At 64.2% G+C, this 20,811-nt stretch carries 20 protein-coding genes and 2 tRNA genes; 18 read left to right on the top strand and 4 right to left on the bottom strand.

Annotated features, from left to right (window positions below):
* The first annotated feature begins 1 nt into the window (after position 1).
* The 13 genes from HWX09_RS02065 to HWX09_RS02005 all read left to right on the top strand — a co-directional run bounded on the left by HWX09_RS02065 (position 2) and on the right by HWX09_RS02005 (position 12,790).
* Positions 2 to 643, top strand: coding sequence for a CoA transferase subunit B (locus tag HWX09_RS02065; protein WP_027784251.1), 642 nt, complete (start codon positions 2 to 4; stop codon positions 641 to 643).
* Positions 644 to 866: 223 nt separating this feature from the next.
* Complete coding sequence (locus tag HWX09_RS02060) at positions 867 to 1,763, top strand: alpha/beta hydrolase (protein ID WP_027784252.1); 897 nt, start codon at positions 867 to 869, stop codon at positions 1,761 to 1,763.
* An 81-nt stretch (positions 1,764 to 1,844) separates the two neighbouring features.
* Positions 1,845 to 2,198 (top strand): RidA family protein, encoded by a 354-nt coding sequence (locus HWX09_RS02055; RefSeq protein ID WP_027784253.1) that lies wholly within the window; start codon positions 1,845 to 1,847, stop codon positions 2,196 to 2,198.
* 49 nt (positions 2,199 to 2,247) lie between these two features.
* A complete protein-coding gene (locus HWX09_RS02050) occupies positions 2,248 to 4,482 on the top strand; it encodes a bifunctional (p)ppGpp synthetase/guanosine-3',5'-bis(diphosphate) 3'-pyrophosphohydrolase (RefSeq protein ID WP_027784254.1) in 2,235 nt (744 codons plus the stop codon).
* An 84-nt stretch (positions 4,483 to 4,566) separates the two neighbouring features.
* Positions 4,567 to 4,643, top strand: a tRNA-Val gene (locus HWX09_RS02045).
* Between the two features lie 271 nt (positions 4,644 to 4,914).
* Positions 4,915 to 6,822, top strand: coding sequence for a threonine--tRNA ligase (gene thrS / locus HWX09_RS02040; RefSeq protein WP_027784255.1), 1,908 nt, complete (start codon positions 4,915 to 4,917; stop codon positions 6,820 to 6,822).
* Positions 6,823 to 6,871: 49 nt separating this feature from the next.
* Positions 6,872 to 7,396, top strand: a complete 525-nt coding sequence (gene infC, locus HWX09_RS02035) for a translation initiation factor IF-3 (RefSeq protein ID WP_080681331.1) — start codon at positions 6,872 to 6,874, stop codon at positions 7,394 to 7,396.
* A 189-nt stretch (positions 7,397 to 7,585) separates the two neighbouring features.
* On the top strand, positions 7,586 to 7,783 hold the full coding sequence (gene rpmI / locus HWX09_RS02030) for a 50S ribosomal protein L35 (protein WP_004191477.1): 198 nt from the start codon (positions 7,586 to 7,588) through the stop codon (positions 7,781 to 7,783).
* A 30-nt stretch (positions 7,784 to 7,813) separates the two neighbouring features.
* Complete coding sequence (gene rplT, locus HWX09_RS02025; protein ID WP_004192938.1) at positions 7,814 to 8,173, top strand: 50S ribosomal protein L20; 360 nt, start codon at positions 7,814 to 7,816, stop codon at positions 8,171 to 8,173.
* A gap of 148 nt (positions 8,174 to 8,321) precedes the next feature.
* Positions 8,322 to 9,335, top strand: coding sequence for a phenylalanine--tRNA ligase subunit alpha (pheS, locus tag HWX09_RS02020; RefSeq protein ID WP_027784257.1), 1,014 nt, complete (start codon positions 8,322 to 8,324; stop codon positions 9,333 to 9,335).
* 96 nt (positions 9,336 to 9,431) lie between these two features.
* On the top strand, positions 9,432 to 11,861 hold the full coding sequence (pheT, locus tag HWX09_RS02015) for a phenylalanine--tRNA ligase subunit beta (protein ID WP_027784258.1): 2,430 nt from the start codon (positions 9,432 to 9,434) through the stop codon (positions 11,859 to 11,861).
* A 72-nt stretch (positions 11,862 to 11,933) separates the two neighbouring features.
* Positions 11,934 to 12,320: an integration host factor subunit alpha gene (locus HWX09_RS02010; protein ID WP_006486093.1), complete on the top strand. Its 387-nt coding sequence runs from the start codon at positions 11,934 to 11,936 to the stop codon at positions 12,318 to 12,320.
* A 59-nt stretch (positions 12,321 to 12,379) separates the two neighbouring features.
* Positions 12,380 to 12,790, top strand: a complete 411-nt coding sequence (locus HWX09_RS02005) for a MerR family transcriptional regulator (RefSeq protein WP_027784259.1) — start codon at positions 12,380 to 12,382, stop codon at positions 12,788 to 12,790.
* Between the two features lie 81 nt (positions 12,791 to 12,871).
* Here HWX09_RS02005 and HWX09_RS02000 read toward each other — a convergent pair whose 3' ends face one another.
* The gene (locus HWX09_RS02000; protein ID WP_027784260.1) at positions 12,872 to 15,082 is read right to left on the bottom strand and encodes a hypothetical protein; all 2,211 of its coding nucleotides are present in this window, start codon (positions 15,080 to 15,082) and stop codon (positions 12,872 to 12,874) included.
* 393 nt (positions 15,083 to 15,475) lie between these two features.
* Between HWX09_RS02000 and HWX09_RS01995 the strand changes: the two genes are divergently transcribed.
* The 4 genes from HWX09_RS01995 (at position 15,476) to HWX09_RS01980 (ending at position 18,573) form a co-directional block, all read left to right on the top strand.
* Positions 15,476 to 16,189 (top strand): methyltransferase domain-containing protein, encoded by a 714-nt coding sequence (locus HWX09_RS01995; protein WP_027784261.1) that lies wholly within the window; start codon positions 15,476 to 15,478, stop codon positions 16,187 to 16,189.
* A 131-nt stretch (positions 16,190 to 16,320) separates the two neighbouring features.
* Positions 16,321 to 16,397: transfer RNA gene (locus HWX09_RS01990), tRNA-Pro, on the top strand.
* A 140-nt stretch (positions 16,398 to 16,537) separates the two neighbouring features.
* Entirely contained in the window at positions 16,538 to 17,746 is a 1,209-nt protein-coding gene (bamC, locus tag HWX09_RS01985) for an outer membrane protein assembly factor BamC (RefSeq protein WP_027784262.1), read from the top strand.
* Between the two features lie 536 nt (positions 17,747 to 18,282).
* Complete coding sequence (locus HWX09_RS01980; RefSeq protein WP_027784263.1) at positions 18,283 to 18,573, top strand: putative quinol monooxygenase; 291 nt, start codon at positions 18,283 to 18,285, stop codon at positions 18,571 to 18,573.
* Between the two features lie 46 nt (positions 18,574 to 18,619).
* Here HWX09_RS01980 and HWX09_RS01975 read toward each other — a convergent pair whose 3' ends face one another.
* From HWX09_RS01975 to HWX09_RS01965, 3 genes are all read right to left on the bottom strand, one after another.
* Entirely contained in the window at positions 18,620 to 18,877 is a 258-nt protein-coding gene (locus HWX09_RS01975) for a hypothetical protein (protein WP_011351788.1), read from the bottom strand.
* Positions 18,878 to 19,013: 136 nt separating this feature from the next.
* Positions 19,014 to 19,289, bottom strand: coding sequence for a hypothetical protein (locus HWX09_RS01970; protein WP_006486101.1), 276 nt, complete (start codon positions 19,287 to 19,289; stop codon positions 19,014 to 19,016).
* Positions 19,290 to 19,497: 208 nt separating this feature from the next.
* Entirely contained in the window at positions 19,498 to 20,214 is a 717-nt protein-coding gene (locus HWX09_RS01965; RefSeq protein WP_027784264.1) for a YdcF family protein, read from the bottom strand.
* A 160-nt stretch (positions 20,215 to 20,374) separates the two neighbouring features.
* Between HWX09_RS01965 and HWX09_RS01960 the strand changes: the two genes are divergently transcribed.
* Entirely contained in the window at positions 20,375 to 20,692 is a 318-nt protein-coding gene (locus HWX09_RS01960; RefSeq protein WP_027784265.1) for a hypothetical protein, read from the top strand.
* Positions 20,693 to 20,811: the final 119 nt, after the last annotated feature.

Raw genomic sequence — 20,811 nt, 5'->3', positions numbered from 1 at the left:
CATGGCCTGGAATCGTGACCAGATGGCCGCGCGCGCGGCGAAGGAACTGCAGGACGGCTTCTACGTGAACCTCGGCATCGGCCTGCCGACGCTCGTCGCGAACCACGTGCCGCAAGGCGTCGAGGTGTGGCTGCAGTCGGAGAACGGCCTGCTCGGCATCGGCCCGTCGCCGACCGAAGACGAAGTCGACGCCGATCTCATCAACGCCGGCAAGCAGACCGTCACGACGCTGCCGGGTTCGTCGATCTTCTCGTCGGCCGATTCGTTCGCGATGATTCGCGGCGGTCACATCAACCTGGCGATCCTCGGCGCGATGCAGGTCAGCAAGCGGGGCGATCTCGCGAACTGGATGATCCCGGGCAAGATGATCAAGGGGATGGGCGGCGCGATGGATCTCGTCGCCGGCGTGAAGCGCGTCGTCGTGCTGATGGAGCATGTCGCGAAGGGCGATCAGCACAAGATCCTCGACGAATGCAACCTGCCGCTCACGGGTGTCGGTGTGGTCGACCTGATCATCACCGATCTCGGCGTGATCGAAGTGACGCCGGCCGGGTTGAAGGTGCTCGAGCTCGCCGACGGCGTGAGCGCCGATGAGATCCAGGCGAAGACGGGAGCGCCGCTCGACGTCAGCGCCGTGGCCTGAGCGTCACGTTGTCGCGTCATTCTCGACGCCCCGCGTTCCTCACGGAACGCGGGGCGTTTTGTCATGACCGCATGCGTCACGCGATCGCGCCGCCGCCGTCGATCGGTACCGTTGAGCCGGTTGCATTGGCGGCGCCCCGTCATTCCGAAGCGGTTTACAATCGTTTGCATCGGGCGCCGCAAGCGTTGCCCCATGCGGGCCCCCGTTCGACAGGATGCCAACGATGCCACCGACTTCAGCGAATCCTCAGGTTCCCCGCCAGCGGCGCGTGCAATGCGCGAGCCCGGCCGGCCTCCATCACGTTGCCTATACCGAATGGGGCGACTCAGCCAATCCGCGCGTGCTCGTCTGCGTGCACGGCCTGACCCGCTCCGGGCGCGATTTCGACCGGCTCGCCGCCGCGCTGTCCGATACGTATCGCGTTGTCTGCCCCGATGTCGTCGGGCGTGGCCGGTCGGACCGGCTGGCCGATCCGCGGCACTATGCGATTCCGCAGTACGTGGCCGACATGGTGACGCTGATCGCGCGCCTCGACGTCGAATCGGTCGACTGGTTCGGCACGTCGATGGGCGGCCTGATCGGCATGGCGCTCGCGGGGCTTCCCGGCACGCCGGTGCGGCGGATGATCGTCAACGACGTCGGCCCGCGCATCGAGCCCGATTCGCTGACGCGCATCGGCGAATATCTCGGCGTGCAGCCGCGCTTTGCGACCGAGCAGGAGGCGATCGACTATCTGACCTCGCTGTCGCTGCCGTTCGGAGCGCTGAGCGCCGACGAGTGGCGCGAGATCAACGGGCCGCTGCTGCACGAACTGCCCGAAGGCGGCTGGACGATGCGCTACGATCCGCGCATCGCCGAGCCGTTCAAGGCGACGACGCCCGAACTGGCCGCGCTCGGCGAGGCCGCGCTGTGGCGCGCGATCGAAACGACGGATGCAATGCTGCTCGTCGTGCGCGGCGAGACGTCCGACTTGCTGTCGCGCGAGACGGCGGCCGAAATGGTCCGTCGCGGCCGGCATGTGACGCAGGTCGAGATTCCGGGGGCGGGCCACGCGCCGGCCTTCGTCAGCGCCGACCAGATTGCGCTCGCGCGGCGGTTTTTCGTCGAAGGCGACGTATAAACGCGTCATAATATGCGGTTCGGCGGTGCGCGGGCCGTGCCGCCGCCCGATTTCTTACCCATTCACGACCGGAACACTTTCATGGCAGTCATTCGTCATCACGTCGGGGCCCGTCTCTCCGAAACCGCGATCCACAACGGTACCGTGTATCTGGCAGGCCAGATCGCCGAAGACACCACGCAGGACATCCGCGGCCAGACGCGCGAAGTGCTCGGCCACATCGACCGCCTGCTCGCCGAAGCGAACAGCGACAAGGCGCATCTGCTGTCGGTGCAGATCTACATCTCGGATCTCGCGAATTTCGAAGGCATGAATGCGGAGTGGGACGCATGGGTCGCGCAGGGCAACACGCCGCCGCGCGCCACCGTCGAGGCGAAGCTCGCCGATCCGGCGCTGCTCGTCGAGATCGTGGTCGTCGCCGCGCAGCGGAGCTGAGTCGAGCTGAGCGTTATCCGACGATGACCGTATTCCGGCAGGCCGTGCAATGACCGAATCCGTTTCCGCTTCCCCCGTCGCGGCGCCGTCGTTCGACGACGTGCTCGCGTTCGTGCGCGAGCGGGCCGGCGACGCGCGCCTGTCGTCGGGCGAGCTGCTCGCCGATCACTCGGCCGGCACGGCGGCGATCATGCGCACGCTGAACGTCGATCCGTCCGCGATGCAGGCCGCCGCGCTGTTCGTGCTGACGCCGCACTTGAGCGACCCCGGGCGCGAGCTGACCGAGCGTTTCGGCGACGAAGTCGCGCGGCTCGTGTCCGACGTGCGCAAGCTGTTGCGGCTCGGCACCGTCAGCCTGCGCGTCGCGCAGAACGCGAAGCCCGACTCCGGACGCGACGCGGCGCAAGAGCGGCGTGCGCAGATCGAGGCGCTGCGCAAGATGCTGCTCGCATTCGCGCAGGACATCCGCGTGGTGCTGATCCGGCTCGCGTCGCGGTTGCAGTCGCTGCGCTACTACGCGGCCGCGAAGATCGACCCGCCGCCGGACGTCGCGCGCGAGACGCTCGAGATCTATGCGCCGCTCGCGAATCGTCTCGGTATCTGGCAACTGAAGTGGGAGCTCGAGGATCTCGCGTTTCGCTTCGAGGATCCCGTCACCTACAAGCGGATCGCGAAGCTGCTCGACGAGAAGCGCATCGAGCGCGAGGCGTACGTCACGCAGGCGATCGCGCGGTTGCAGCACGAGCTGGCGGAAGCGAACATCCAGGCCGACGTGAGCGGCCGGCCGAAGCATATCTACAGCATCTGGCGCAAGATGCGCGGCAAGGAGCTCGATTTCTCCGAGCTGTACGACGTTCGCGCGTTCCGCGTGATCGTGCCGGACATCAAGGATTGCTACGCGGTGCTCGGCATCGTGCATCACTTGTGGCAGCCGGTTCCGAAGGAATTCGACGACTACATCTCGCGGCCGAAGCCGAACGGCTACAAGTCGCTGCATACGGTCGTGATCGGCGACGACGGCCGTGCGTTCGAAGTGCAGATCCGCACGCAGGAGATGCATCGTTTCGCCGAGTACGGCGTCGCCGCGCACTGGCGCTACAAGGAGGCCGGCGCGCGCGGCTACGGCGGCCAGTTCTCGGCGAACGACAAGTACGACGAGAAGATCGCGTGGCTGCGCCAGTTGCTCGCGTGGAAGGACGACGTCGAGGACGGCACCGAAGTGTCGGGCGACCAGGCGTGGGCGCAATTGCGCGAGACGTCGCTCGACGACGACCACATCTACGTGCTGACGCCGCAGGCGCGCGTGATCGCGCTGCCGCAGGGCGCGACGCCGGTCGATTTCGCGTATCACCTGCACAGCGAGCTTGGCCATCGCTGCCGTGGCGCGCGCGTCGATGGCGTGATGGTGCCGCTGAACACGTCGCTCGCGAACGGCCAGACGGTCGAGATCGTCGCGGTGAAGGAGGGCGGGCCGTCGCGCGACTGGCTGAACCTGCAGCTCGGCTACCTGAAGAGCCCGCGCGCGCGGCAGAAAGTGCGTGCGTGGTTCAACTCGATCGAGCAGGAAGAAAACGTCGCGCACGGCCGCGCGCTCGTCGAAAAGACGCTGCAGCGCGAGGGCAAGACGTCGGTCAGCCTGGACAATCTCGCCGCGAAGCTCGGTTTCAAGTCGCCCGAGGAGCTGTTCTCGGTCGTCGGCAAGGAAGAATTCAGCCTGCGCAACGTCGAGCATGCGCTGTCCGATGCGCCGCCGCCGGAACCGGCGCCCGAGGCGCCGGCCGATTTCGAGAAGCGCAGCAGCGGCGCAAGCGTCGCGCATGGTGCGTCGACCGGCGTGCTGGTGGTGGGCGTCGACGCGCTGCTGACGCAACTCGCGCGCTGCTGCCGTCCGGCGCCGCCCGATCCGATCAGCGGTTTCGTCACGCGCGGCAAGGGGATGTCGATCCATCGCACCGACTGTCCGACGTTTCGCCGGATGGTCGAGCGCGCGCCGGAGCGCGTGCTGCAGACGACCTGGTCGGCAGACGTGCTCGGCGGGCGCGGCGCATCCGTCTATCCGGTCGACCTGATGATCGAGGCGAGCGACCGGCAAGGGTTGCTGCGCGATATCTCCGAAGTGTTCGCGCGGGAAAAGATCAACGTCGTTGGCGTGAAGACGCAGAGCCGCCGCAATGCGGCATTCATGCAGTTCACGGTCGAGGTGTCGAATTCGGCGCAGGTGCAGCGCGCGTGCACGCTGCTCGGCGAGGTGCAGGGCGTCGTGCGGGCGGCGCGAAAAGCGTGATGGGGTTGGAACGGCGTTCTTTTGCTGCAACCGCATAAAACACTTGCCAAGCCGGTAGCAGCACCATATAATCTTAGCTTCTCTAGGCTCGTAGCTCAGCTGGTTAGAGCACCACCTTGACATGGTGGGGGTCGTTGGTTCGAGTCCAATCGAGCCTACCAACGAATTGAGAATGCCCGGTCTTCGGGTGTTCGATGCAGTACACAACTCAACGCAAACAAGGCGAATACGGTTATGACACCGCGAACGTTGACCGAAACCACTTCGGAGCGACGCTAGTCGAGGAACGTTTTCGCCCTTTCAGGTTGAGTGAAGTATCGAATGCGGCCCCTCGAAAGCGGGGCCGCATTTTTTTTGTCGCGAATTTTTCACGCGTGAGTTTGATCTCGCGTACCTGGTCTGCCGCCCACTGTCGGCATCACGGAGATTGCTATGGTTTCGATACGCTTGCCTGACGGCTCAGTTCGACAATACGAGCATCCGGTGACAGTTGCCGAGGTTGCGGCCTCGATCGGTCCCGGCTTGGCGAAGGCTGCGCTTGGTGGCAAGCTCGATGGCGAGCTCGTGGATACGTCGACGGTGATCGACCGCGACGCGTCGCTCGCGATCGTCACGGACAAGGATGCCGACGGCCTCGACATCATCCGCCACTCGACCGCCCACTTGCTCGCGTATGCGGTGAAGGAACTGTATCCGGACGCGCAGGTGACGATCGGCCCCGTGATCGACAACGGTTTCTATTACGACTTCTCGTACAACCGCCCGTTTACGCCGGAAGATCTCGAAAAGATCGAAAAGCGCATGCAGGAGCTCGCGAAGAAGGACGAGCCGGTCACGCGCCGCGTCGTGTCGCGCGACGAGGCGGCCGGTTACTTCCGCAGCATCGGCGAGAAGTACAAGGCCGAGATCATCGAATCGATTCCGCAAAGCGACGAAATCAAGCTGTACTCGCACGGCGGCTTCACCGATCTGTGCCGCGGCCCGCACGTACCGTCCACCGGCAAGCTGAAGGTGTTCAAGCTGATGAAGGTCGCGGGCGCGTACTGGCGCGGCGATTCGAAGAACGAGCAGCTGCAGCGCATCTACGGCACGGCCTGGACGAAGAAGGAAGATCAGGATCAGTACCTGCACATGCTCGAGGAAGCGGAAAAGCGCGACCACCGCAAGCTGGGCAAGCAGCTCGACCTGTTCCACATGCAGGAAGAGTCGCCGGGCATGGTGTTCTGGCATCCGAAGGGCTGGGCGCTGTGGCAGCAGGTCGAGCAGTACATGCGCCGCCGCGTCAACGAAGCCGGCTATCTCGAGATCAAGACGCCGATGATCATGGACCGCTCGCTGTGGGAAGCGTCGGGCCACTGGCAGAACTATCGCGAGAACATGTTCACGACGGAGTCGGAGAAGCGCGACTACGCGATCAAGCCGATGAACTGCCCGGGCCACGTCCAGGTGTTCAAGCACGGCCTGCGCTCGTACCGCGACCTGCCGCTGCGTTACGCGGAATTCGGCTCGTGCCACCGCAACGAGGCGTCGGGTGCGCTGCACGGCCTGATGCGCGTGCGCGGCTTCGTGCAGGACGATGCGCACATCTTCTGTACGGAAGACCAGATCATTGCCGAGTCGATCGCGTTCAACAAACTCGCGATGAGCGTGTACGGCGATTTCGGCTTCGAGCACATCGACATCAAGCTGTCGCTGCGCCCGGAGCAGCGCATGGGTTCGGACGAAACCTGGGATCGTGCCGAGCAGGGGCTGCGCGAAGCGCTGACGGCGTGCGGCCTCACGTGGGAAGAGTTGCCGGGCGAGGGCGCATTCTACGGCCCGAAGATCGAGTACCACATCAAGGATGCGCTCGGCCGTTCGTGGCAGTGCGGCACGCTGCAGCTCGACATGATGCTGCCGGAGCGCCTGGGCGCCGAGTACGTGGCGGAAGACAACAGCCGCCGCCGGCCGGTGATGCTGCACCGCGCGATCGTCGGCTCGATGGAGCGTTTCCTCGGCATTTTGATCGAGCACCATGCTGGTGCAATGCCGGTCTGGCTCGCGCCGTACCAGGCAATTGTGCTCAATATCGCCGAAAGTCAGGCCGAATATGCGCAGGCTCTGACCCAATCGTTGCAAAAACAAGGGGTTAGAGTGGCGGCCGATTTGCGCAACGAGAAGATTAGCTATAAAATACGCGAGCACACGCTGGAAAAGGTGCCTTATCTCCTCGTCGTGGGCGATAAGGAGCGTGATGCGCAAACGGTAGCCGTGCGTGCCCGTGGCGGCGTCGATCTGGGCGTAATGCCGGTCGAAGCCTTCGTTGAGCGTCTGCAGGAAGACCTGCGCTCGTTCAAGTAACCGCCCTGGCAGCGCGGCTCGTTTTTTTAATTTTTAGAGGAAACGTAACATCGCTACTGATAAGTCGTCGCACCGCATCAACGGTGAAATCACTGCGCCGGAAGTGCGCCTGGTCGGGATCGAGAACGAACCGCTCGGTATCGTAAAACTCGCTGATGCTTTCCGTAAATCGGAAGAACTGGATGTTGACCTGGTGGAAATCGCGCCGCAAGCGGTGCCGCCGGTTTGCCGTCTGATGGATTACGGCAAGTTCAAGTACCAGGAATCGAAGAAGCAGCATGAAGCGAAGCTGAAGCAGAAGGTCATCCAGGTCAAGGAAGTCAAGTTCCGCCCGGGTACCGATGACGGAGATTACAACGTCAAGCTTCGCAACCTCACGCGCTTCCTCGAAGAGGGCGACAAGACGAAGATCACGTTGCGTTTCCGCGGCCGCGAAATGGCTCACCAGGAAATCGGTATGCGGATGCTCGAGCGTCTGCGCACGGATCTCGAGGAAGTCGGCCAGGTCGAGCAGATGCCGAAGATGGAAGGGCGCCAGATGATCATGGTGCTCTCGCCGAAGAAAAAGAAGTAACGGGCCCGCGCGCATCGCGCGCAGGTTCGACAGTGGTTCGGCGCGTTGCCCGGTCAGGGCGGCGCGCCAACAATGACGGCGGCTGCGCAAGCGGTACGCCGTACACAAGTGGACTGGGTTTCGAAGGGCGGGTTCAGGGCGCAAGCCAACCGCACACCCATCGCCATCTAATAAACTGGAGTTGTCGTCATGCCGAAGATGAAGACCAAGAAGAGTGCTGCAAAGCGCTTCGTGGTGCGTCCGGGCGGTACCGTCAAGCGCGGTCAAGCCTTCAAGCGCCACATCCTGACCAAGAAAACCACGAAGAACAAGCGTCACCTGCGCGGCGCAACGGCAGTTCATGATTCCGATCTGAACTCCGTCCGCGCAATGCTGCCGTTCGCGTAACCCCTCAACCGATACTCCAAGGAGAGAAACATGCCTCGAGTCAAACGTGGGGTAACCGCACGGGCCCGCCACAAGAAGATCATCAACCTGGCCAAGGGTTATCGCGGCCGCCGCAATAACGTCTACCGCATCGCCAAGCAGGCGGTGATGCGCGCTGGTCAGTACGCGTACCGCGATCGCCGCAACAAGAAGCGTGTGTTCCGCGCACTGTGGATCACGCGTATCAACGCGGCAGTTCGCCAGCACGACATGACCTACAGCGTGTTCATCAACGGCCTGAAGAAGGCGTCGATCGAACTCGACCGTAAGGTGCTGGCCGACATGGCGGTGTTCGACAAGGCTGCTTTTGCTGCGATCGTCAAGCAGGTGAAAGCCGCCGTTGCAGCCTAATTGCGAAATTAGCACTGCGTGGTTAGTTGCAGCGAGGTTCCGGTAGTCTCGGCCGCTGCAGCGAAAACGGGGCTCTTCCGAGCCCCTTTTTTGTTTGGTGGGCGGTTTCGCTCGCCAAGACCGAATGACGTTGGAAATGATGGGATCTATGGATCTGGACCAGATTGTCGCCGACGCGCAGCAGTCCTTCGAACAGGCTGCCGACATCACCACGCTCGAAAACGAGAAAGCACGATTTCTCGGTAAATCGGGTGCGCTGACCGAGTTGCTGAAGGGCCTCGGCAAGCTCGATCCCGAAGCACGCAAGACCGAAGGCGCACGCATCAACGTCGCGAAGCAGCAGGTCGAAGCCGCGCTCGCCGCCCGTCGCCAGGCACTGGCCGACGCGCTGCTGAATCAGCGCCTCACCGCCGAAGCGATCGACGTGACGTTGCCGGGCCGTGGCGCCGGCGCGGGCAGCCTGCACCCGGTGATGCGCACGTGGGAGCGGGTCGAACAGATTTTCGGCTCGATCGGTTTCGACGTGGCCGACGGCCCCGAAATCGAGACCGACTGGTACAACTTCACGTCGCTGAACAGCCCGGAGAACCATCCGGCGCGTTCGATGCAGGACACCTTCTACGTCGAAGGCAAGGACGCCGACGGCCGCCAGCTGCTGCTGCGCACGCACACGAGCCCGATGCAGGTGCGTTATGCGCGCATGAACCGTCCGCCGATCAAGGTGATCGCGCCGGGCCGCACGTATCGCGTCGACAGCGATGCGACCCACTCGCCGATGTTCAATCAGGTCGAGGGGCTGTGGATCGACGAAAACATCAGCTTCGCCGACCTCAAGGGCGTCTATACCGACTTCCTGAAAAAATTCTTCGAGCGCGACGACATCCTCGTGCGCTTCCGTCCGTCGTATTTCCCGTTCACGGAACCGTCGGCCGAGATCGACATGATGTTCGAGCACGGCAAGAACGCCGGCAAGTGGCTCGAAATTTCCGGCTCCGGGCAGGTGCATCCGACCGTGATCCGCAACATGGGCCTCGACCCCGAGCGCTACATCGGTTTCGCGTTCGGCAGCGGCCTCGAGCGCCTGACGATGCTGCGCTACGGCGTCCAGGATCTCAGGTTGTTCTTCGAGAACGACCTGCGTTTCCTGCGCCAGTTCGCATAACGCCGCTCGCCGCGCCGACCTGTGCCCGCGCACGCTCCGACGGACGTTTCCGAGGGGCCCGGGCGTCGATCTAACCTGTTTCGAACGTAGACATCCATGCAATTCCCTGAATCCTGGTTGAGAACCTTTGTCGACCCGCAGCTGACGACCGACGCACTGTCGCACGCGCTGACGATGGCGGGGCTCGAAGTCGAATCGCTGAGCAAGGCTGCGCCGCCGACGTCGAAGATCGTCGTCGGCCGCGTGCTCGAAGTCGTCAAGCATCCGGATGCGGACAAGCTCAATGTCTGCCAGGTCGACGCCGGCACCGGCGCGACGCTGAACATCGTCTGCGGCGCACCGAACGTGGCGCCCGGCATCAAGGTGCCGGTCGCGCTGGTCGGTGCGGAACTGCCGCCGGCGGAAGAGGGCGGCAAGCCGTTCGCGATCAAGCTGTCGAAGCTGCGCGGCGTGGAGAGCCAGGGGATGCTGTGCTCGGCACGCGAGCTGAAGCTGTCCGAGGATCACAGCGGGCTGCTGATCCTGCCGGAAGACACGCCGGTCGGCCAGGACATTCGCGAAACCCTCAATCTCGACGACACGATCTTCGAAATCAAGCTGACGCCGAACAAGGCCGACTGCCTGTCGGTGTTCGGTATCGCCCGCGAGACGGCCGCGATCACCGGTGCGCCGCTGACGCCGGTCGACATCCGCCCGGTGAACGTCGAGCTCGACGAAACGCTGCCGGTGCGCATTGCCGCGCCCGATCTGTGCGGCCGCTTCTCGGGTCGCGTGATTCGCGGCGTGAACGCGCATGCGAAGACGCCGCAGTGGATGGTCGAGCGCCTCGAGCGTTCGGGCCAGCGCAGCGTGTCCGCGCTCGTCGACATCTCGAACTACGTGATGTTCGAACTCGGCCGCCCGTCGCACGTGTTCGATCTCGACAAGATTCACGGCGGCATCGAAGTGCGCTGGGGCAAGCGCGGCGAATCGCTGAAGCTGCTCAACGGCAACACGGTCGAACTCGACGAAACGGTCGGCGTGATTGCGGACGACCGTCACGTAGAAAGCCTGGCCGGCATCATGGGCGGAGACAGCACGGCCGTCACGCTCGATACGACCAACATCTACCTGGAAGCCGCGTTCTGGTGGCCGGACAGCATCCGCGGCCGCGCGCGCAAGTACAACTTCTCGACCGATGCGGCCCATCGCTTCGAGCGCGGTGTCGATTACGCGACGACCGTCGAGCACGTCGAGCGCATCACGCAACTGATCCTCGAGATCTGCGGCGGCAAGGCCGGCCCGGTCGACGATCAGGCGGTGAACCTGCCGCAGCGCGCGCCGGTGAAGATGCGCGTGTCGCGCGCGAACCGCATCATCGGCGTGAAGATCGACGCCGACGAGATCGCGGACATCTTCACGCGCCTCGGCCTGCCGTTCGAGCGTGAAGACGACGCGTTCCTCGTCACGCCGCCGTCGCACCGCTTCGACATCGAGATCGAGGAAGACCTGATCGAGGAAGTGGCGCGCATCTACGGCTTCGAGAAGATCCCGGCGCGGCCGCCGGTCGCGACGAGCGAAATGCGCGCGACCAACGAGACGCGGCGTTCGATCCACGATATCCGTCACGCGCTGGCCGCGCGCGACTACGCGGAAACCGTCAACTTCAGCTTCGTCGATGCGGAGTGGGAGCGCGATTTCGCGGGCAACGACAACCCGATCCGGCTGCTGAACCCGATCGCGAGCCAGCTTTCGGTGATGCGCACGACGCTGTTCGGCAGCCTGATCGCGGTGCTGCGTCACAACCTGAACCGCCGCGCCGATCGCGTGCGCGTGTTCGAGTCGGGTCGCGTGTTCGTCGCCGATCCGTCGGTGAAGGCCGGCGAGCTGGCGGTCGAAGGTCACGCGCAGCCGAAGCGTGTCGGCGCGCTGGCGTACGGTCCGGCAGTCGACGAGCAGTGGGGCGTGGCGACCCGCGCGGTCGATTTCTTCGACGTGAAGGGCGATCTCGAAGCGCTGCTCGCGCCGGCCGCTGCACGCTTCGTGAAGGCCGAGCATCCGGCCCTTCATCCGGGCCGCAGCGCACGCATCGAGGTCGATGGCCGCGCGGTGGGCTGGATCGGCGAGCTGCATCCGCGCCTGATGCAGAAGTACGAGCTGCCGCACGCGCCGGTGATGTTCGAGATCGACGCGGACGCGCTGATCGCACGTGCGCTGCCCGCGCCGACCGACGTGTCGAAATTCCCGCCGGTCCGTCGCGATATCGCCGTTGTCGTCGATCAGGCGGTCGAGGTTCAGGCACTTTTCGACGAAATGAGGAAGGCGCTTGCCGAAGAGGCCTGCCGATTCGTTCAGAAGGTTGTACTCTTCGACGAATTTCGTGCAAAATCAAATACTTCCGGCGGTCTTGCTGCGAACGAGAAGAGCCTTGCCTTCCGCGTGACGCTGCAGGACGCGGCTGGCACGCTGCAGGACGAGGTCGTCGATCAGGCGATCCAGACGCTGGTCGAGCGGATGGCTCGTGCCGGTGCGCGTCTGCGCGGCTAAGGAGAGGGCCGGCCCGTTCGCGGGCGGCTTTTTTCCATCGTAAGTTTTGATTCAACGCGCTGTATGGCAGATATGAACGACATGACCTCGAGTGAATTCGAAGCCCTCCTGACGGCGCAACGCAGCGCGATGAACCGCGACGCTTCGGCGCCGGCGTCCACCGAGACGCCGACGCTGACGAAGGCGGAACTGGCGGAGCTGCTGTTCGACAGCGTCGGGCTGAACAAGCGTGAAGCGAAGGACATGGTCGAGGCGTTTTTCGAAGTGATCCGCGACGCGCTCGAAAACGGCGAAAGCGTCAAGCTGTCGGGGTTCGGCAACTTCCAGCTGCGCGACAAGCCGCAGCGTCCGGGCCGCAATCCGAAGACGGGCGAGGCGATTCCGATCGCGGCCCGCCGGGTGGTAACCTTCCACGCGAGCCAGAAGCTGAAGGCGCTGGTCGAAAACGGCGCGGAGTAATACCGCGCGCCCACGCCCCGCGCGGCCGCCGCGCACCCCTTACCGACGGTTAACCGACGATGACCACTACGGTTGAGAAAGTCGTCTTGCCTCCGATTCCCGCGAAGCGCTACTTCACGATCGGCGAAGTCAGCGAGCTGTGCGGGGTCAAGCCGCATGTGCTGCGTTACTGGGAACAGGAATTCACTCAGCTGCGGCCGGTGAAGCGGCGCGGCAACCGGCGGTATTACCAGCATCACGAAGTGCTGCTGATCCGGCGGATTCGCGAGTTGCTGTACGAGCAGGGCTTCACGATCAACGGCGCGCGCAACCGGCTCGATTCGCCCGGCAGCCGGGCTGCGGGCGAGCCGGTCAAATCCGATGCGCGGGCCGCCGACGCGAGCGAGGTGGGCAAGCCGGGCGCAACGGTTGACGTCATCGCGTTGCGGCAGGCGTTGCTGGACGTGATCGACGGACTGAAACACGATTGAGCGCACGGCGCGCAGGATGCATCGAAAAGCCCGGTTGGCCACATGCCACCGGGCTTTTTTCATGCGTGTGTCGCAAGCGGATCAGCGCGACGCGAGCGGATTCTTCTGCCCCATGTCGACGACCAGCGTGCCGTCCGGCAACATCCGCACCGAGCCCTGCGCGACCTGGCTGCGGTACCCGTACAGGTCGAATCGCATCGGGCCGGCCTCGGCCGAATTCCGGATCAGCGCGCGCACGTTCAGTTCGAGCACGTTGAACATCTTCATGTCGCCGCCTTCCATCCACATGTAGCTCGGCGCGTCGATCTGCGGCCGCTTCGGCGCGGGCGCACCCGCTGCGCGCCGGAACGTGAGGCGCAATCCGTCGCGCTCGACCGTCGCCTGGCCGAGCTTGCCGTTCAGCACGGGCGGCGGGAACACCGTGTACTGGTCGAGCACGAGCGTGTCGCCGCGCAGTTCCGCGCCGCGCCGCTGCAACGGCGTCAGCGACGCGAGCTCGATGCCGAGCGAGCGCAGCAGCGTCGCCTGCGGGATGCCGAGCACCGACACCTGCGACGGCTTGAATGCGAGGTGGCGGTCGTCGAGCACCGTCAGCGAGCCCTTCATGTCGGTCGGCAGCCAGACGCCCGGTACGTGATTCCACAGCTTGATGCCGCCCTGGACGCGCAGGTCCTGGCCGTCCGCGCTCAATTGCAGGTCGTTCAGCGAACGGGGCGAATAGTCGAGCAGGTAGTTGTTGAAGAGCGCCGACATCGCCTTCCACGACTCGACGACCGTGCCGCCGAGAATGCGGATGTCGTACTGGTTGGGGTCGTCGAGATCGACGGGTTCGCCCGGACGCTTCGACACCAGTTCCACGTCGAGATCCTCGACATGAAAGCCGATATCGCCGGACAGGTTGAAGTCGACGTTGCGCAGATGGATCGTCGGGTTGCGGTTCGACACATGCCGTTCGTTGAACGGCGTCGTCGACGTGCGCCGCATCGCGACCTTCTGCATGCCGGGCCGCATCGCGTCCGCCGCGAGGGCGTATGCTTCCCAGTGCTGCCGCACGTCGCGCAGCGTATTCTGCTGCGCTGTGAGGAAGCTGTCGTTCAGGCGCGCCGCGGCGTTGCCGAGCAGCGTGCCGCTGGCCGGCCCCGTATACGAAGGCATCCGAATCGCCATCGCGCCGCTTTCGTCGAAGTTGAAGTAGCCGGCCGACACCTGGTCTCGATAGTGATACAGGTCGAACACGAACGTCTGGTCGCGCTTCGACGGGTCGATCGGGCCGATCAGGATGTCCGCGTTCATCGGCATCGAACGCATGAATTTCACGTCGCCGCCGCGGATGAACATCGCCTGCTGAGGCGCATTCGCGGGCATCGCAAAGCCGGCATGCGTGCCGTCGTCGAGCTTAAGGTCGAGGCCCGCCGGCGTCACGCGCACGGCGGTGATCGTGAGCTTCAGGCGCGGCGGCGGCATCAGCTTGTCGACCGCCATCACGAGATCGTCGCCGGCGAGTTGCGCGATCGGCGTCTGCACCTTCAGCAGGTCGGCCATTTTCACGTTGGCCGCGCGCATCACCGGCTGCGCGTTGATGCCCGACACGCGCACGCCGGTCGGATGGAACACGAGCTGGCTGCCGTCGCGGATCGCGAGCGTGCCGGTCAGCGAGAACGGTACCCAGCCGTCGCGCTGCATCTCGCCTTGCAGATGGATCACGCCGTCGCCGGCCGACACCGCGAGCTTGCGCAGCGGCGCGTTGCGATAGCCGAAGATGTAGGTGTTGAAGAGGGCGGTCAGCTTCGCGTTGTCGAGCGTGACCGTGCCTTCGTGCACGTCGATTTCGAAGCTCGTCGGATCGTCGAATACGATCGGCGCGCCGGCTTGCGTCGGTACAAGCGTGGCCGACAACTGATGGATGAAGAAGCCGAGGTTGTTGACGATGCGGAAATCGACGTCGCGCAGGAATGTCATCGCGCCGTTCTGGCCCGAGTCGCGCAGCGTGAACGGGCGCGGTTGCGTGAGGCTGATCGATGCGAGCGACGGCACGGTACGTGCGATCTGCTGCTCGCGCGCGAGCAGCTCGGCCTTGGTGCGCTCGATTTTCGTCGACGCGATGGACGGGTTGCTGTCGCGTTGCGCGGCCGATTCCGCGCAGCCGGCGCAGAGCAGCGCGAGCGCCAGCGCGCCGCAGCCGAACGCACGGGATGTCAGGTGGGCCTCCCGGGCGGCCGGGCGTCGCAGGCCGGAAAACCAGTCGAAAATTGCCAAAGGCGAGCGATGGCCGCGCCGGACCGCATTCCGCATCGTCTGTCTCCATGTCTTGTCTTGATCGACGGCGGCGCGCGCCACTGCACGGCGCGAGCGTCGATGCCGTGCAGTGTGTCATAGCGCGCTAGAGCGGCGTTACCAAACAACGGGCGCCCGGGCACGGCGCGCCGGCGGGCGGCCAGACAATGGATTCGCGGTGGATGGACGGCTGGATCAAACGGTCGTTTGGTTTGTTCGGGCGGACGGTCGGCGTCTTTTGAAGCGGCCGTGAAAACCCGCTGCAGGCCTTGGCCGGCGCGGGTTTCACCCGATGCCCAGGCGGTGCGGCCCCCGGGCATCGACGGATACGATCGACGATGGGGGCGAGGTAAGATCGGCATCAATGGCGGGTTCGATATCACGACACGGCAGCCATCACGGGGAAGCGCCATGGACCTGAAGGAAGTCGACGTACTGGGTGCGGGGGTGGGCGATCACTGGTACTACGCGTCGAAGGCGAGCGCGATTCGCCGGTTCCTGGGTGCGTCGGGCGCGAACCGGATACTGGACGTCGGTGCGGGTTCCGGCTTTTTCTCGAAGCATCTGCTCGAGCGCACGCAGGCGACGGAAGCGTGGTGTGTCGATACGAGCTACGCCGACGACAGCGACGGCGAGGCGGCCGGCAAGCCCATCCACTTTCGGCGCTCCGTCGATCGATTCGATGCCGATCTCGTGTTGCTGATGGACGTGCTCGAACATGTCGACGACGATGTCGGGCTGCTGACGCAGTATGTGAAGGGCGCGCCTCCAGGCAGCCGCTTCCTGATCACCGTTCCCGCGTTCCAGTTCCTGTGGAGCGGCCACGACGATTTCCTCGAGCACAAGCGCAGGTATACGCTGGGCGGTCTCGAGGAGGTGGCCCGGCGTGCGGGGCTCGACGTCGAGCACGGTGCCTATTATTTCGGCCTCACGTTTCCGCTCGCGGCCGCATTGCGGCTGGGTGAGCGGGTGCGTTCGCATCCGCGCGAGCCTGTGTCGCAATTGCGTCGTCATCATCCGTTCGTCAACGGCTTGCTCAAGACGGTCTGCCGCATCGAGTTGCCGATGTTCCGCTTCAATCGCGTCGCCGGCCTGACGGTCATCTGCGTCGCGCGCAAGCGGTAACGCAGAGGTAGGACGGGTGTCGCGGATTGCTTGCATCGGCGCCATCGCGCCAAAAAATTTCACGAGAACATTCACAAAATGCATGCAGCCCGTTCTAAATCGGGAAACTGTCTGTTATAATTTTTTTCTTTCGGGGCGTAGCGCAGCCTGGTAGCGTACCTGCATGGGGTGCAGGTGGTCGGAGGTTCAAATCCTCTCGCCCCGACCAGACAAGAACCCGCGTCAGCTTGAGCTGACGCGGGTTTTTTCTTGGCCGTCGCTTTTTTGCACATCGCAGCGCGGCCCCGGTAAAATGCAAGGTTGATCCACGGAAAGCGCCGTGATTTAGCGGAAGAGGATTCCCCGAACATGACTGATCTTCGTCTTACCATGCGGTTCGCTGCAGTGCTCGCCACCGGCGCGCTCGTCGCCGGTTGCGGTACGTCGTCGCCCACGAAAGTGGACTACAAGAGCGATTCGAAATCGAAAGAAGCGTCGCTCGCAGTGCCGCCCAACATGCTCGACGAGACGGCCGATCAGCGTTCGCTGCCGCCCCAGGGCGGCGCGACTTCCCTGTCCGCGCTCAAGCAGGTCCAGCAGGCCGCGCCCGCGCTGGACACCGTCGCGCCGGCCGTGACCGGCATGCATATCCAGCGCGACGGCACCGAAAGCTGGCTCGTGATCGACGGCAAGCAGCCGGCCGCGATCTGGCCGCAGGTTCGCCGTTTCTGGCAGGAGCAGGGCTTCCTGCTCGTCGTCGACCAGCGCGACAAGGGCGTGATGGAAACCGACTGGAACGAAACCCATCCCCAGATCAACGACGGCCTGATCCGCAGCGTGATCTCGAAGGCGATGGGCAATTCGTACGTGACGGCCGAGCGCAACAAGTACCGTACGCGTCTCGATTCGGCGCCGAACGGCGGCACCTACGTGTTCATCAGCCAGAAGGGGATGCGCGAGGCGATCACCGGCGCGAACAACGATTCGAGCAAGTGGGAACCGAAGCCGAACGACCCGGCGCTCGAGACGGAATACCTGAAGCGGCTGATGGCCGTGCTGGCGCAGAACGACCAACGCGCGAAGAACGGCGAACCTCCGATCGCGAACATCAAGGACAACGCGGTACCGACGGACAAGAAGGCCGATGCCGACGCGTCGTCGAAGGCCGCGGCGGCAATCGCCGCGCAGAACGTCTCGCGCACGTCGGCGCAAGGCAATGATGCGGCTGAAGCGGCCGTGCCGTCCGAAGTCACGCTGGGCGAACCGTACGACCGGTCGTGGCTGCACGTCGGTCTCGCGCTCGATCGCGCGAACTTCACGGTCGACGATCGCGATCGCTCGAAGGGCCTGTATTTCGTGCGCTACGTCGATCCGAAGGATCTGAGTTCGGCCGAGCAGGGTTTCTGGAGCCAGCTGTTCCACGGCAAGAAGGAAAAGCAGGCGAAGCAGTATCGCGTCAACGTGAAGGCGCTCACGGCCGATCAGACGCGCGTCGCGGTCGTCGACGATGCGGGTGCGATCGATACGTCGTCGCCGGCTCGTCAGATCATGGGGTTGCTCGTGAATCAGCTCCGCTGATCCCGGCGTTTCCCGCCCCCTTGAAAAGCCCGCCATCCGGCGGGCTTTTTTCATGGCCGCTCGCCGGCGCGTGCGGGTGTTCGAGTGGTTCGGCCCCGCCGCGTGACGTTACGTAACATCAGGGCGTTACGGCGACAAACCAAGTGTCACATTGTCGCCGATCTAAAAAATTGTCCTTATAAATCAATGGAATGTCGGTTGCGTGATGCCTGGCACGCAACCTGCTTTATAGGTTGGAATCGTTAGAACAGGGAGGACGGCGTCAGAGTCCGGGGAATGCGCCGCGAGCGCCCGAACAACGGTATCGACGCTTTCACATGTCGACGCGACACGCGTCGGCGCAACAGATGACGATCCGCGCCAGCGTGCGGATCCCGATGGCCCCGTCGCCTATCCTCGTAGGGCGACGGTTTCGCCCGCGCTTCTCTGAAGCGCGGGCTATTTTTTTTTGTGCCGTCGTCATGCCGGCCCGGCGTAGCCGATGCGCGGCGCGGGATTCGCGTATTCTCGATCTTTTTCGAATGAAGGGAGCGGGAATGGCCGAAATTGCAGTCGTGGCGCTGATCGTGGCGAAGCCGGGCGCCGAGGAAAAACTGCGCGCCGTGCTCGAAGGAATCGTGGGGCCGACCCGCAATGAAGCAGGCGCATTGCAGTACGACCTGCACCGGGATCTGAAGGAGCCCGCGCGGTTCGTATTCGTCGAGCGTTGGGAGAGCGAGGAGGCGCTGGCCGCTCATGCGCGTTCCACGCATATTCTCGCTTATCGCGAAGCGGCCGCGGACTGGATCGAACGTTCCGAAATCCGCGTGCTGTCGAAGCTCGTCTGAGTCGAGCCGGGTGGGGCGACCGGACGTGTCCGGTCGCGGCGGCGCGTCAGTGCGACGTGCTGGGTACGTCGAGGATCAGGATGATCGTCCAGTCGGCGTCGCCGTCATGGTGATACTGGCGCTCGGCAACGATGAACGGTTGCTGCTTGCCTTGCGGGCCGAGGAACAGCACGTCGCCCTCCATCGGCAGGCACTCGATCGGCGGCAGCGCGAGAAACGCGTCGGCCGAGCCGCGGGGCATCAGTTGCTTGATCTGGCGAGTGGCGGCTTCGGTCCACTCGATGTCGAGTTGAATGTTGCTCATGCTGTCCTCCGCACCGGGGTGCGCACGGGTGGAAAATTTCGGTGCGCGACTTTAGCACAGCGCGCGGGCGCCGCAACCAAAAAAGCCGAACCCGGTTGCCCGGATTCGGCTTGTCGCTGGTGCGGTGCCGCCGAACTTACTGGCTGGCAGCGTCTGCAGCCTTCGCCTTCTTGCCGGCCTTCTTCGCTGCTGCCTTGTGATGCGCAGCCTTCTTGCCGTGGTGATGCTCTTCCTGCGCCGCCGGCTGAGCCGCTTCGGCCGCTTGCTGCTGTTGCAGCGCTTGTGCACGCTGCTCGATCTCGGCGATCTTGGCCGGATCGGTGATGGTCTGGATCTGCGTGCTCTCTTGCGCATACGCTGCGCCAGTCAGCGCCGACATCGCTACCAGGATAGCCAGGGACGTCTTCTTCATTGCTTTACCTCCGCTAAGTGGTGATGAACCCGAGTGTGCCGTTTTGTCTGGCGACTGCAATCGAGTGCGTGTCGAGTGTAACAAAAGTGACGGATCAATGTGCACCGGATCGCCGCACGACGCAAGGCCCCGTTGAAGTCGCGCAACACTTCGCGCACTTCGTCACGCGTGTGCCATCCAGCGCGGTGCTGCGATTTTCGCGGGGTCGTCAAAACCAGCCGAGCCAACGATACACGTGAAATTGCGCGATGCCGACCAGCTCGTGCAGCGCCTGCTCGGCGTTGGCCAGATTGCGCCAGCGCGGCAGCCAGCCCGTCTGCGCGCGTCGGAGATTCGCGTAAACGGGCTGCGGATCGATGCCGAAACGGCGGAAATCGAGCAGCGCCCGGCGCATCTGATACGACGACGTGACGAGAACGCGCGTGTCGTCATACTGTGAGCGTAGTATAGACGCAGTGAATTTCGCGTTTTCGTAGGTGGTGCGGCTGTTCGGTTCGAGCACGAGGTCGGCCGGCGCCACGCCTTGCGCGACGAGCTGGCGCCCGTAGACGGCCGCCTCGGTGTCGCCGTGATGCTGCGGGTCGCCGCCCGACATCAGCACGGTGCAGCGTTCGGCCTGCTGCCGGCAGGTGCGATAGAGCGCCGCAATCTTGTGGATGCGCGCGACGCCGTCGGGCGGCGGCTGCAATCCCGTGTCGGTACGGCGCGTGCCGGCGCCGATGAGGATCAGCGTGGTTCGCCCGCGCATGTCGGGGTGCTCGACCGGCGTGACGCCGGCTTCGGTCCAGGCGATCAGCGGCGCCGCGAGCCAGCCCGTCGCCAGCAGCCAGAACAGCGCGGCGGCGGCGATGGAAATGGTTCGACGCTGGTTGCGGCAGAGCATGAAACCGATGAAGAGAAGTACAAATGAATCGAACAGAATCAATTTGATTGGGGTATGGTGTCTTTTTATGGACGGCTGACGATACGGCCCTGACGCGACGCCGAACAACGTCGGCCTCCAGAATCGGTGGCGGTTTCGGTGGGCGGAGACCCCGCCCGGCTCGCCGCTTCGCATTGTCGCTGCACTTTAAGAAAGAATCGAGATGGCCACGTATTCCAACGAAGCGGTGCTCGACGCATTGAGACGAGTGCAGTACCGCCAGGTACCGTGGGCACGCCGCCCGGGCGTGTTCGAGTATCTCCGTTCGCTCGGGCTGATGGACACGGTCAGGCAAAAAACCGTTGCTCCCGCACCGGGCTTTCACGCACCGGTCGACATCGCCATACTGACCGACAGCGGCCGAGCCGAATTCGCGCGCCTCGAGCGCGACGAGAAATTACTTTCCTGGACCGATCGCCGCATGGACGACTACGCATTGAGCGAAGCGAGTGCCGTGGCGATTCTCGAAAGCCGCCTGTAGCGGTTCTCCCTCCCGTCTCGTGCATCGCCGCGCAGGCCGGCGATGCAAAAAAAAGCCCGTATCGCGAGGATACGGGCGTACCGGATACTTTTGCTGCTGCCACGCTGTGCTCATGGCAA

It is taken from the genome of Burkholderia sp. BCC1208 (genome assembly GCF_902833095.1).
Taxonomy (GTDB): Bacteria; Pseudomonadota; Gammaproteobacteria; order Burkholderiales; family Burkholderiaceae; genus Burkholderia.
The sequence above is the reverse complement of the archived record's forward strand: the minus strand, read 5'-3'. Positions and strand labels throughout refer to the sequence as shown.